Annotated in this window: 13 protein-coding genes; 9 read left to right on the top strand and 4 right to left on the bottom strand. The window is 43.5% G+C overall.

Going from position 1 to position 12,148, the window contains the following annotated elements:
* Positions 1-140 precede the first annotated feature (140 nt).
* From ICE89_RS04745 to pufB, 3 genes are all read right to left on the bottom strand, one after another.
* On the bottom strand, positions 141-1,553 hold the full coding sequence (locus tag ICE89_RS04745; RefSeq protein WP_216265069.1) for a PucC family protein: 1,413 nt from the start codon (positions 1,551-1,553) through the stop codon (positions 141-143).
* 87 nt (positions 1,554-1,640) lie between these two features.
* Positions 1,641-1,844 carry a light-harvesting protein gene (locus ICE89_RS04740; RefSeq protein ID WP_215294425.1) on the bottom strand — a complete coding sequence of 68 codons (204 nt, stop codon included), beginning with the start codon at positions 1,842-1,844 and terminating at the stop codon, positions 1,641-1,643.
* A 15-nt stretch (positions 1,845-1,859) separates the two neighbouring features.
* Complete coding sequence (pufB, locus tag ICE89_RS04735; protein ID WP_112294365.1) at positions 1,860-2,003, bottom strand: light-harvesting antenna LH1, beta subunit; 144 nt, start codon at positions 2,001-2,003, stop codon at positions 1,860-1,862.
* Positions 2,004-2,494: 491 nt separating this feature from the next.
* On the opposite strand from pufB, the gene ICE89_RS04730 reads away from it, so the two are divergent.
* The 7 genes from ICE89_RS04730 to ICE89_RS04700 all read left to right on the top strand — a co-directional run bounded on the left by ICE89_RS04730 (position 2,495) and on the right by ICE89_RS04700 (position 8,809).
* A complete protein-coding gene (locus tag ICE89_RS04730) occupies positions 2,495-2,734 on the top strand; it encodes a hypothetical protein (RefSeq protein ID WP_216263625.1) in 240 nt (79 codons plus the stop codon).
* Between the two features lie 139 nt (positions 2,735-2,873).
* Entirely contained in the window at positions 2,874-4,175 is a 1,302-nt protein-coding gene (gene hemA / locus ICE89_RS04725) for a glutamyl-tRNA reductase (protein ID WP_216265068.1), read from the top strand.
* Positions 4,176-4,189: 14 nt separating this feature from the next.
* Positions 4,190-6,076, top strand: coding sequence for a 1-deoxy-D-xylulose-5-phosphate synthase (dxs, locus tag ICE89_RS04720; protein ID WP_216265067.1), 1,887 nt, complete (start codon positions 4,190-4,192; stop codon positions 6,074-6,076).
* An 11-nt stretch (positions 6,077-6,087) separates the two neighbouring features.
* Entirely contained in the window at positions 6,088-6,228 is a 141-nt protein-coding gene (locus ICE89_RS04715; protein ID WP_216263628.1) for a hypothetical protein, read from the top strand.
* A gap of 86 nt (positions 6,229-6,314) precedes the next feature.
* The gene (locus ICE89_RS04710; RefSeq protein ID WP_255537556.1) at positions 6,315-6,767 is read left to right on the top strand and encodes a TspO/MBR family protein; all 453 of its coding nucleotides are present in this window, start codon (positions 6,315-6,317) and stop codon (positions 6,765-6,767) included.
* A gap of 42 nt (positions 6,768-6,809) precedes the next feature.
* A complete protein-coding gene (locus ICE89_RS04705) occupies positions 6,810-8,147 on the top strand; it encodes an NAD(P)/FAD-dependent oxidoreductase (protein ID WP_216263630.1) in 1,338 nt (445 codons plus the stop codon).
* Between the two features lie 62 nt (positions 8,148-8,209).
* Entirely contained in the window at positions 8,210-8,809 is a 600-nt protein-coding gene (locus ICE89_RS04700) for an alternative oxidase (protein ID WP_216263631.1), read from the top strand.
* A 37-nt stretch (positions 8,810-8,846) separates the two neighbouring features.
* Here ICE89_RS04700 and ICE89_RS04695 read toward each other — a convergent pair whose 3' ends face one another.
* Positions 8,847-9,032, bottom strand: a complete 186-nt coding sequence (locus ICE89_RS04695) for a hypothetical protein (RefSeq protein ID WP_216263632.1) — start codon at positions 9,030-9,032, stop codon at positions 8,847-8,849.
* Positions 9,033-9,417: 385 nt separating this feature from the next.
* Between ICE89_RS04695 and ICE89_RS04690 the strand changes: the two genes are divergently transcribed.
* Together ICE89_RS04690 and ICE89_RS04685 are read left to right on the top strand one after the other, a co-directional pair.
* Complete coding sequence (locus ICE89_RS04690) at positions 9,418-10,215, top strand: ferritin-like domain-containing protein (RefSeq protein WP_216265066.1); 798 nt, start codon at positions 9,418-9,420, stop codon at positions 10,213-10,215.
* A 9-nt stretch (positions 10,216-10,224) separates the two neighbouring features.
* The gene (locus ICE89_RS04685) at positions 10,225-12,123 is read left to right on the top strand and encodes a radical SAM protein (RefSeq protein WP_216265065.1); all 1,899 of its coding nucleotides are present in this window, start codon (positions 10,225-10,227) and stop codon (positions 12,121-12,123) included.
* Positions 12,124-12,148 lie beyond the last annotated feature (25 nt).

Here is a 12,148-nt window from a genome sequence, read left to right as displayed (position 1 = left end):
CCAGAAGAAAGGCCAAAAGCGAATATTTCTATAGAAATGAAGTCCCACAAGCCCAAGGTAATCAATATAAAACTAATGGAGCTGATGAAGAACCCAAAAAATATTAAAACCTTTTCAATTAATTGCGGTAACTTAGTCAATTAGGCTACCGATTCCACGGGCTTAGTGGGCCAAGTAAAGTTGGCCATTGCCGCTATGGTGATGAAAAGCAGGATGATTTCTAGTAGATAGACGCCGCAATATCCCGTTGCTGGACTATTGAGGTCGGCACCGAAATAATTTCTGGAGGCCATGCCTGCCAAAATATCCCGAAATATTCCTCCTACACCTACCGCAATTCCGGCGGCAGTTGCTTGTACAGCTCCCCAGGCGCCCAATGCTAAGCCACTTTGATTTTCAGGAGCGTATCTCATGGTGGCAGTTAAGGTGCCATGACTAAATAGCCCGTTGCCAAACCCAATCAAGACAACACCCACAATAAAAATGAGTGTGCTGTCTAAAGGTGCAGCTACGATCACCAGAATGAATGCGGGAATACCAATCTTTGCACCATTGCTAGCCATCTTAAAAGGGTCGTAACCAGCACTTAATACTTTTGAGGCAATGCTAAAGCCAAATAAACAGCCAATGGCTAAAGTGGCAGTTAACACGGTAGTGGCGCTTACACTCATATTGAGTAATTCACCGCCATAAGGCTCCAGCAAGACATCATTCATGCTAAAGGCCATCGTGCCAAAGCCAACAGCAATTAAGCGACGAACGGCTTGCCCACCTTCTTTAAAGGTAGCCCAAGACTCTTTAAAGTTTTGCTCTCTTGCTACTTGCGCTCTAGCGCGCGCTTCCTCGCGACTTTCTTGTTTCCAAAGTGCGATAGCGTTCAAGATAATCGTCACCACAGCACTGCCTTGAATCACTTGTATTAAGCGCCCTGGACTGTACTCTTCCAGTACTTGACCAAAAATAAGTGCGCTACCAATCATGCCGATTAATAACATCACAAACATCAGACCAACAATATTGGGTTGTGCTTTCGGTGGCGCAAGATCACAAGCTAAGGCAAGGCCTACTGTTTGAGTGGTGTGAATACCAGCGCCAACAAATAAAAATGATAGTGCTGCAGCAGCTAATCCAATCCATGCCGGCGCTTCACTGGCATTGCCTGCACCTGCTAAGACCAACAAAGCAAAAGGCATGATAGCTAGGCCGCCAAATTGCACCATCGTTCCCATCCAAATATAAGGAACCCGACGCCAACCGAGGGCGGATTTATGAGTGTCAGAGCGAAAGCCAATCAAGGCTCTAATGGGGGCAAAAATAATGGGTAATGCAACCATGATTGACACCAATGATGCGGGTACGTGTAGCTCCACAATCATTACGCGATTTAAGGTGCCAACCAATAGCACGAGGGCCATGCCTACCGATACTTGAAATAGGGATAGCCTGAGTAATCTAGCGAGCGGTAATTCAGCAGTAGCAGCATCTGCAAATGGTAAAAAGCGTGGGCCTAAATTAGCCCAAGTGCTGATTAATTTTTGACTAAAACGATTCATCTAAAACCGAGTTTAACTGAGCCATGCATAAAACAAAAAAATAAGACCCAGATCGAGTGATCTAGGTCTTATGAGGCAAGATAAAACTTATTTTTGCGCTGATGGTGCCGTAGGCGCCGCAGCGACAGTACCAGCTTTAGTAGACTTACCGCCTTCTAAAAAAGCCTTCACCCAAGTTGTGTTATTAAGTAACGCCAAATGAACTGAAAAGGAACCAATTGCTACCGCACCCAAAAATAATGGGATGCCAACAGTTGGCTTTACTACTGTCCACATTTTTCCGTAGATCATCTTAAGCTCCTTAAATTACTTCAACCAAGGTGAATAGATGTAAGCAAGTAAATGGGCGAGCGCTGCAATCATCCCAAAAAATTGCGTACCTTGAATGAGGTTGCGATGTAACTCTTCCGCTTCCTCAACACTCAGACCTGTAAGAGTGTTATTTGTCATAGCTATGTCCTCTCAAATCTAACTACGTCGTGCAAACCCACACGAGGGTAATTAACCTTCTTTACTACAAGGTGAATTCTATACCTATGTGTACAAAAATATATACACTTTCATTAGTAATTTCCCTTACCAGTCAATGTGTTGCGGTGCAAAATAAAACTCTAATGGCCATGAACTTCTATGTGATTTAATACGAGCTGTGGCTAAAATCAGGGCGTTTAATAGCGGAATTGAGGTTTTAGGTGAGTCATAAAAGTAGCCTTTTTAGTGCTTTAAAAACCATATTTGAGATTGCTTGCGCTGCAATTGGGTTTGCAATGACTTTATTGTTTGCTAAGCAGTTGGATTTGGGAAGCGTCCCCGGAGTATTTATGGGGCTCATGGGGGCAATCTTTGCCTTTATTCTTGCTCAGGGCCTCACAAGCTTCATTTTTCGTATACTGAGAAGAGATTAATTCGGGGCTTAAACCCACTAAAAACAAGGATAGGTCATGAATAAGCAAGCTGAATCAAACCCAATAGATGCCAAATTTAAGAGGACTATGCTTTGGCTCAAATTTGCCATTGTCATATTCCCAATAGCCTTGCTTGGCCAGATCTGGATTCTGTATCAACAGTATTCATTTACTAATCTCGTTTTTGTACTGATTACGGCTTTTGCCTTGTATTCCACCATCGTTTCATACAAAAAATTTAAAGCCTACGAGGCTGCCGCAAAAAACCAGCAATAATCGATTCATATGCGGGTTTCCCCTAGGTGGGAAAGTAGAAATAGGTGTCAACCTTAATTGACATATTGTGAATCTAGAGGAAGAATCATTTCATGATTTTTCTAGATCCACACAAAGCTATTTTTAAATAGCCTCTCGTATGCAAATACTCAATCTTGGTGTGAACCATCACACGGCTCCAATCGATATTCGAGAGAGCGTAGCTATTTCTCCAGGAGATTTGCAGGATTCACTATTGGATCTTCGGAATTATTTAAGAGGATCTCATTCAGAATTAGTGCCAGAGGTAGCCATCTTGTCTACCTGCAATCGTATGGAGATTTATTGCGCTGCGAATGATGCTGCATATCCAAGTCATCATTTAGAGGAGCGTGCTTTTGATTGGTTGACTGCTCAAAAGCGTTTGCGAGGTGATGTTTTAAAACCCTATATCTATTCTGCAAAAGAGACGGATGCCATAAAGCATGTATTTAGAGTCAGTTGCGGAATGGATTCGATGGTTTTGGGGGAGGCTCAAATACTGGGTCAAATGAAAAAAGCAGTTGAATTTGCAGATCAAGCAGGTACCTTAGGGACATACCTCAAGCCTCTATTTAATAAAACTTTTTCAGTTGCCAAAGCAGTGAGAGCAACAACCGATATTGGCAAGCATTCGGTTTCAATGGCTGGTGCTTCAGTGCGTTTGGCTGAAAGAATCTTTGGCGACTTAAGTAACTCAAAGATTTTGTTTATTGGTGCGGGTGAAATGATTCAATTGTGTGCTTCACACTTTGCCGGTAAAAAGCCAAAACAGATTGCAATTAGTAATCGTACCGTTGATCGTGGCCATGAAATGGCCAAGGTTTTTGCTGAAAAAGGTTTAAAAACAGACTCCTTTCCTTTGCAATCTTTGCACTCACGCTTACATGAGTTTGATGTAATTGTTTCCTGTACTGCCAGTTCATTGCCAATCATTGGGATGGGACTTGTTAAAACAGCTTTGAAGGCCAGAAATAGCAGGCCAATTGTATTGATTGATTTAGCTGTGCCGCGCGATATAGAGCCAGAGGTTAAATCACTTAGGGATGCCTATCTTTACTCGGTTGATGATTTAGGCGGTCTTGTGAATGAAGGCCGCAATATCCGAGAGCTATCGATGGCTGATGCTGAACTTATTATCGATAATGGCGTGAATGAATTTTTTCGGACCTTACAAAAAAGAACCTTGGTGCCAATCATTCAGTCCCTGCAGACTACTGCAGGTCGACTCAAAGAAATTGAATTGGAAAAAGCAGTGCGGCGCATCAAAAGGGGTGAAGATCCCGTTGAGGTTTTGTCTATCATGGCGGAAGCTCTGGCCAATAAATTTATGCACGCACCCATTAATGCATTACAAAATTCACCCAATAATGAGATCGAAGATTTCAAACGAATTCTCTCTAGCATTTACCCACCAAAATAATGATGGCCTGAAATATGCTCCAGGTAACTAAAGTACTTCATACGATTAATTCTTCGCAGGACTTAAAGCAGCTTGAGCAGTCTGAGTTGCCCCAATTGACTGAAGAGTTACGTGAATTTATTCTTCAGTCAGTTGCTAGTACTGGTGGGCATCTATCTTCTAATCTGGGAACAGTTGAGCTAGCTGTTGCCTTGCACTATGTTTTCAATACACCGGATGACAGAATAGTATGGGACGTAGGTCATCAAAGTTATGCGCATAAGATTCTGACTGGACGCAGAGAGGGAATGCCTACCTTGCGTCAGTTTGGGGGCTTATCCGGTTTCCCTAAGCGCTCAGAGAGTGAATATGATGCTTTCGGTACAGCACATTCTTCCACTAGTATTTCAGCGGCTCTGGGAATGGCGGTTGCCAGCAAAGTCAAGGGTGAAAAGCGAAATGTAGTTGCCGTGATTGGAGATGGCTCTATGAGTGCTGGCATGGCCTATGAAGGGCTGAATAATGCTGGTCTTGACAAATCCATTCCCTTAATCGTCATTCTGAACGATAACGAAATGTCGATCTCTCCTGCTGTTGGAGCCTTGAATCGATATTTAGCAAAACTCATTAGCGGTTCAATTTATGGAGCCACTAAAAAGGGCTTGGATAAGATGCTTTCCTATACTCCGCCTTTGCGAGAGTTTGCAAAAAGACTGGAAGGTCATGCCAAGGGAATGATTGGTCCGGCTACCATTTTCGAAGAATTTGGTTTTGACTACTACGGCCCAATTGATGGCCATAATTTGGATGATCTGATTGTTACGCTTAGTAATCTCAAAAAGATTGCCCAGACTGATGGCCCACAATTTTTGCATATCGTTACCAAAAAAGGAAAGGGATATGAGAGGGCAGAGCTAAATCCAATTGCATATCATGGGCCCGGAAAATTTAATCCTAGCGAAGGTCTAAAACCTTCTGCCCCAGGTAAAAAAACCTACACCGAAGTCTTTGGCGAATGGCTTTGTGACATGGCAAGGCAAGATGAGCGCCTCATTGGAATTACACCAGCGATGCGTGAAGGTTCCGGCTTAGTGCAGTTTGAGGAACAGTTTCCCAATCGCTACTTTGACGTAGGAATTGCAGAACAGCATGCGGTGACCTTTGCAGCTGGCATTGCTTGTGAGGGTCTAAAACCAGTTGTAGCTATCTACTCTACCTTTTTACAAAGGGGCTACGATCAACTGATACACGATGTCACTCTTCAGAACTTGCCGATTGTTTTTGCAATTGATCGAGCTGGCATAGTTGGTGCAGATGGAGCGACTCATGCAGGCGTATTTGATGTTCCTTTTTTGAGATGCTTGCCGAACCTAGTTCTAATGACGCCATCTAACCAAGCTGATTGTAGAAATATGCTGACTACAGCATTTAGTTTGAATGGTCCCGCAGTGGTACGTTATCCACGAGGATCTGGAGTGGGCCCAGAGGCATCGCAGACGCTTGAGGTCGTTGCGCTTGGAAAAGGGAAGATTGTTCGCCAAATGAAAAATGAGGCAGCCGTTGATCAAAAAATTGCTTTTGTTTGCTTCGGCCCATTGCTATACAGTGCGTTAGAGGCTGCAGAGGTGCTTGATGCTACTGTTGCGGATATGCGCTTTGTCAAACCCCTAGATGAAACATTGCTCTTGGATTTAGCGAAAAATCATGATGCCTTGGTCTTTGTAGAAGATAGCGCAATTCAGGGAGGGGCAGGTAGCGCCTGTCTAGAAGCTTTGTCAGCACATAAAATTCAGATACCTACCTTACAAATTGGCTTGCCCGATGAGTACGTTGAGCATGGTGATGTGAATGTGCTCTTAGATTTATATGGGCTATCCCCTAAGAAAATTTTGACTAAAGTGCAAGAGCATTTTCAAATATAAGTATCTATTTCATGTTCAAGCAAGAAAAAAAAGAGCCTGTACGTTTATCAAAAGAACAAAAGTGGATGTATATCGGTAAGCCTGTTGCCATTATCTTTGGCACCCTCAACCTTTTCATCCTAGTATTTTTCTTGATTTACTATTACCTCTAAATACGGAGCCTTAAAAGAGCTCTGATCTTAACTAACTCCTTTTTGGTTAAAGGTTCATTAAAACAATGTTAAACAAAAGAATGGTCATGCCATTGGTCTGGGGTTTAACAGTGGCGATACTGGGCGGCTTAGCAACCGATTTGGGGCCTTGGTATCACGCTTTAAAAGAGCCGTTTTGGAAGCCTCCAGATTGGGCATTTGGCCCCATCTGGTCTACTATTTTTGTTTTGTCTGGCGTTGCCTGGGTAGGTGCAAAACATTTGACTTCAGACACTACTATTCTGAGTCGTTTAAATATTCTATTTTGGCTAAATGCTTTTTTCAATTTGCTATGGAGTATTTTATATTTTCGCTTTCAAAGGCCAGATTGGTCTTTGTATGAGTCCCTGTTTTTATGGCTCTCAGTCCTTGCCATATTGCTGACGATCAGAAAAGTCTCGACTAGATATAGTTTATACATGTTGCCTTATTTGCTATGGGTTAGCATTGCTATTGTTTTAAATTGGGATACGGTTCGATTGAATGGGCCCTTTACCTAAAAATACGACTAGTATGTCAGTAGTGTATATAAAGATGAATTCATGACCCAACAACATCGTATTGTGATCGTAGGTGGTGGCGCTGGCGGCCTGGAGCTGGCCACTAAACTTGGCGATCGATATCACACCCGCAAGAATGCCTCCAAGAAGGTATCGGTTGTCTTGGTGGATAAGAATCGCACGCATTTATGGAAGCCAAAACTACATGAAGTTGCAGCAGGCTCTATGGATATGGCTGATCAGGAGCTTGATTACATTGCACAAGCACACTGGCACCATTTTGGCTTTCGGCTAGGTGAGCTGATGGGGATAGATAGGGTGAACCGTCAGATTCAGGTGGCCCCTTTTTATGATGACTCAGGTGAATTGGTCACTCCACTACAAGCGATTCCTTACGACACCTTAATTATTTCTATTGGAAGCTTGACGAATGATTTTGGAACTCCGGGTGTTGAGCAGTACGCTCAAAGGCTCGAGTCTCTTGTAGATGCAAAGCGCTTTCATTTGCGCTTGGTGAATGCCTGTTTAAGGGCGCAAACTCAAACTCAGGCTTTAAAACCCCATCAACTACAGGTAGTGATTATTGGAGCTGGGGCGACCGGAGTAGAGCTAGCCGCTGAACTGCATCGCACAACACGTGCTATTATTTCTTTCGGAATGGATAGGGTAGATCCCGAGAAAGATCTGAAGGTAATTTTGATTGAAGCTGCTCCCAAGATATTGCCTGCCCTCTCTACAAGAATCTCAGGCGCTGCTGAAAAGTTGTTGACAGACCTTGGGGTGGAGGTAATGACCGGTGCGAAGGTCCAGCAAATACAGGCTGATCGAGTCTGCTTATCCAACGGCGTAGAGATCCCTGCGGAATTAATTGTTTGGGCGGCCGGGGTTAAAGCGCCAGATTTTCTGAAAGAGATTGGCGGATTAGAGAGTAATCATGCCAATCAATTGGTAGTATTCCCCACCTTACAAACCACTCGTGACCCCCACGTCTTTGCTATGGGAGATTGTGCGGCATGTCCATGGCCTCAAGCCAATAATGGTAAAGGCGGTATAGTGCCCCCAAGGGCTCAGGCAGCTCATCAACAAGCCTCGCATCTGTTCTCTCAAATCAATCAGATTATTGATGGCAAGCCACTGAAGCCCTATCAATATCGTGATTTTGGATCTCTCGTATCCTTGGGTGAATATAGCAGCGTGGGTAGCATGATGGGTGGTCTGATTGGCGGCAGTCTGATGGTGGAGGGTTTGTTCGCAAAGCTGATGTATATCAGCCTATATAAGCTGCATCAACTTGCCTTGCATGGCTGGGTTAAAGTTGCTCTGGACACTATTAGTCGTTTAATCCATCGTAGAACGCATTCTATCGTCAAGCTTCACTAGGCTCAGCAAACTTTCTCTTGAGCGAGTAGTATTTATGCATATCACAAGCTTAAGAGTCTCAAATGAGTCACTACCAACCCATCAATTTCTCCGATAGAGTAGCGCTTTTCTTTACCAAAAGTATGCGGTTTTTTGCCGATACTTTTTTCCAAAAAAGATATGGTCACCGCGCAGTAGTGCTTGAAACCGTTGCAGGTGTTCCTGGTATGGTCTCGGGAATGTGGACGCACCTGACGAGTTTGCGCAAGATGAAAACAGGTTACGGCCCTAAGATCCGCACTTTGTTGGCTGAGGCAGAGAATGAAAGAATGCACTTAATGACTTTTATTGAGATTGCAAAACCAAATGCATTTGAGCGCTTTTTAGTGCTATTTGCTCAGGCAGTCTTTTGGAATGTGTTCTTTGTGATCTACGTTTTTTTCCCACGAACCGCCCACCGCATTGTTGGATATTTTGAGGAGGAGGCAGTGTATTCCTATACAGAATATTTACGTGAAATTGATAATGGAACATTGCCTAATATTCCTGCGCCAAAAATTGCAATTGACTATTGGAAATTATCTGCAGATGCCACCTTGCGTGATGTCGTGATCGCGGTTCGGGAGGATGAGGCTAATCATCGGGATGTGAATCATGAATTTGCTAGCGAATACGATCGGTAGTGTAGAAACTCGACCCTTCTTATCTGGCTAATCTAGTCTATCTTAAGAAAACAAATAAGCCAGTCACCGCAATGAGTCCATATAGGAGCAAGTAAATCTTGATATCCTTAAAAACAATTTCTCTTGCTATTTTTTTGTATTTCAAGAGATAGAGGTGATAAACAATTGGTGAAATCAATATCACACCAAATTCCAGGATCAGCTCTAGTTTTACGCCAGTCATCTATTTAATGTATTTGCTTTTTGAGAATATTAAAAAAGCAACGGACAAGATGCCGATGGCAAATAGAAGAAAAGAGCCCGTTTTCACAAACACTAGAAAGCCAATAATTACCAAGCCAAACGCAAATAATCCTAATTTATCTCTGGACATTGAATCGTCTCCTAAGTAATTGAGTTTGCTCTAGACTGACCCAATCATACAAGGCCTACCTTTAAAATGGCAATGGGTTTTGATCCAAATAAATAGGGCTATCCCCTTTTTTTATGTGACCCTGATATCTCTGGGGAGGTATCTCGAATGAGCCCTAGCATTTACCTTCTTTAATTGAGGAAATGCTAGCACTTGCGTACAATCGATGCCTATGGATGCAAGCCAATTTTTATAAATGATCGAGTTACGCCAAGCCGCCCTTGAAATACTGGCTACTACCGATGCGCAAATAAAGGTAAGTCGAGTTTTTCAATTATTTGACGAGTACCAACGGCAATTGATTGCGCTTGATCTCACTTCAGCGCTAAATGCTTTAGATCTAGTATTGCCAGGTCGCCCACTAAAGCCAGAGCTAGTTCTTCCCAAGCTGGTTCCTAAAAGAAGAATGGATACGCTTGAGGGTAGGGCAGGCTTATTGCATTCACTTGCACATATTGAATTTAATGCTATGAACCTAGCGTTAGATGCAATCTGGCGGTTTCCAGATATGCCCAAGGAATACTATGAAGATTGGCTGAAGGTTGCCAAAGAAGAGGCTTATCACTTTAGCTTAATAGACGAGCATTTACATGCGCTTGGATTTTCTTACGGAGATTTTCCTGCTCACAATAGTTTGTGGGAGATGGTTGAGAGAACGACTGATTCAGTTATTGCCAGAATGGCACTAGTACCAAGAACCATGGAAGCCAGAGGCTTAGATGCGGTGCCAGCAATTTGTGATCGCTTCAAGCAAATTAAAGAGTCTAGAGCGGTAGAGATTTTAGAAATCATCCTCAATGATGAAATTGGACACGTACTTATAGGTAACCGCTGGTTTAATTTCTTATGCGATAAAGATCGTCTTTCTCCGATTGCCACGTATCGAGAGTTGGCGATTCAATATCGAGCGCCTATTTTAAAAGCACCATTCAATATGGAGGCTCGTCAACAGGCTGGTTTTACATCTGAAGAGTTAAGCCTTCTTGGGTCATAGTCAATACATATGAAGGTATTAAGCCTCATTCCTCCAATGACTCAGCTCAATACGCCGTATCCTTCTACGGCCTATCTAACAGGGTTTTTGAGATCTCGTGACATTGATGCTGTTCAAGAAGATCTGGCTTTGGCTCTAGTGCTCAGTTTTTTTACGCCTGAGGGTATTGCAGAGATTCGTGCTGAAGCAATCAATATCCCTGAAGAAAATCGTAGTGCTAGTGTCAATTTTTTCTTGGACCACTTTACGGCTTATCAGTCTAGTATTGCGCCTGTGATTGCTTTCCTGCAGGGGCGCGATAGCACTCTGAGTCATCGCATCAATGCTCGAGGTTTCTTGCCTGAGGGGCCACGCTTTGCTTCTTTGGATGCATTTGACGATGAGGAGGCGGGCGATTCTTTGGCTTGGGCATTTGGCGCTTTGGGCTCTCAAGATCGGGCGCGTCATTTTGCAACCCTCTATCTCAACGATCTTTCAGATGTCTTGCGTGATGCCGTTGACGATCGTTTTGAATTCGTTCGCTATGCAGAATCTCTAGCAGGGAGTCAACCCACATTTACGCCTTTAGAGAGTGCATTGAACGCTAAGCCAACACTGATGGATTTACATCTGCAGAAGCTTACAAAACATACGATTAAAAAACACGATCCTAGTTTGGTGCTCTTATCAGTCCCTTTTCCGGGAGCAATGTATGCGGCGTTACGGATCGCTCAGGTAATTAAAAAGATCAATCCACAAATCAAGATTGCTCTTGGTGGTGGCTATGTCAATACAGAGCTGAGAGAGCTCTCTGATATCCGTATTTTTGATTATGTCGACTTTATTACGCTCGATTCTGGAGAGCGACCTTTGCTTGCGCTGCTTGAACATCTCGAGGGAAAGCGCTCTGCAGAAAGATTAGTGCGTACCTTTATCCGCAACTCAAGTCATCGGGTGCAATATCTCAATTGGCAGGAGCCTGATATTCCTTTCGAGGAGGTTGGTACCGCTACTTGGGATGGGTTGCCACTGGATTCTTACCTATCCCTTTTAGACATGCTCAACCCTATGCATCGCCTATGGAGTGATGGTCGTTGGAATAAGCTCACTGTTGCGCATGGCTGTTATTGGAAAAAATGCAGTTTTTGTGATGTGTCCCTTGATTATATTTCTCGTTATGAAACTGCTTCAGCGAGCTTGCTAGTGGATCGTATCGAGCAAATTATTGCTGAGACTGGGCAAACGGGGTTTCACTTTGTCGATGAAGCAGCCCCACCAAAAATATTAAAGGCTCTTGCTGAGGAACTCATTCGCCGTCAGGTGCTGATCTCGTGGTGGGGCAATATTCGCTTTGAGAAAACCTTCACCCCTGAATTGGCTGAACTTTTGGCTCAGAGTGGTTGTATTGCCATGTCAGGCGGCCTTGAAGTGGCTTCCGATCGCCTTCTCAATTTGATGAAAAAAGGAGTGTCAGTTGAGCAGGTAGCTCGAGTGACTAAGGGCTTCTCGGATACTGGTATTTTGGTACACGCATATCTGATGTATGGTTTTCCAACTCAAACAGTTCAAGAAACAGTAGATGCCTTGGAATACGTGAAGCAACTTTTTGAGAATGGTTGCATCCAAAGTGGATTCTTCCATCGCTTCACCTGTACAGTGCATTCTCCTGTGGGTCTGAATCCACAAGAATATGGCATTGAACTCGTTCCTTTGCCGGAAATTACGTTTGCCAAGAATGATGTTGCCTTTATTGACCCTACTGGGGTTGATCATGACGTCCTCGGCCAGGGGCTGAAAAAGGCAATCTATAACTATATGCATGGCGTTGGCTTTGATATGAAAGTTGAGTCCTGGTTTAAGGGGTTGGGGGTCACTATTCCGAAGACAACTATCCCAAATAATTTCATAGAAAATACCCTATACCAATAGCTAGCTTGCATGACCTAGAAGTAAA

This window comes from Polynucleobacter sp. AP-Kaivos-20-H2, from assembly GCF_018882215.1.
Classification (GTDB): domain Bacteria; phylum Pseudomonadota; class Gammaproteobacteria; order Burkholderiales; family Burkholderiaceae; genus Polynucleobacter.
This window is presented reverse-complemented; position numbering and strand designations above follow the sequence as displayed.

What these genes read in the sequence shown, in the direction of transcription:
- ICE89_RS04745 (WP_216265069.1), bottom strand. Translation starts at nt 1,553, where the DNA reads ATGAATCGTTTTAGTCAAAAATTAATCAGCACTTGGGCTAATTTAGGC.
- ICE89_RS04740 (WP_215294425.1), bottom strand. Translation starts at nt 1,844, where the DNA reads ATGATCTACGGAAAAATGTGGACAGTAGTAAAGCCAACTGTTGGCATC.
- pufB (WP_112294365.1), bottom strand. Translation starts at nt 2,003, where the DNA reads ATGACAAATAACACTCTTACAGGTCTGAGTGTTGAGGAAGCGGAAGAG.
- ICE89_RS04730 (WP_216263625.1), top strand. Translation starts at nt 2,495, where the DNA reads ATGAATAAGCAAGCTGAATCAAACCCAATAGATGCCAAATTTAAGAGG.
- hemA (WP_216265068.1), top strand. Translation starts at nt 2,874, where the DNA reads ATGCAAATACTCAATCTTGGTGTGAACCATCACACGGCTCCAATCGAT.
- dxs (WP_216265067.1), top strand. Translation starts at nt 4,190, where the DNA reads ATGCTCCAGGTAACTAAAGTACTTCATACGATTAATTCTTCGCAGGAC.
- ICE89_RS04715 (WP_216263628.1), top strand. Translation starts at nt 6,088, where the DNA reads ATGTTCAAGCAAGAAAAAAAAGAGCCTGTACGTTTATCAAAAGAACAA.
- ICE89_RS04710 (WP_255537556.1), top strand. Translation starts at nt 6,315, where the DNA reads ATGCCATTGGTCTGGGGTTTAACAGTGGCGATACTGGGCGGCTTAGCA.
- ICE89_RS04705 (WP_216263630.1), top strand. Translation starts at nt 6,810, where the DNA reads ATGACCCAACAACATCGTATTGTGATCGTAGGTGGTGGCGCTGGCGGC.
- ICE89_RS04700 (WP_216263631.1), top strand. Translation starts at nt 8,210, where the DNA reads ATGAGTCACTACCAACCCATCAATTTCTCCGATAGAGTAGCGCTTTTC.
- ICE89_RS04695 (WP_216263632.1), bottom strand. Translation starts at nt 9,032, where the DNA reads ATGACTGGCGTAAAACTAGAGCTGATCCTGGAATTTGGTGTGATATTG.
- ICE89_RS04690 (WP_216265066.1), top strand. Translation starts at nt 9,418, where the DNA reads ATGATCGAGTTACGCCAAGCCGCCCTTGAAATACTGGCTACTACCGAT.
- ICE89_RS04685 (WP_216265065.1), top strand. Translation starts at nt 10,225, where the DNA reads ATGAAGGTATTAAGCCTCATTCCTCCAATGACTCAGCTCAATACGCCG.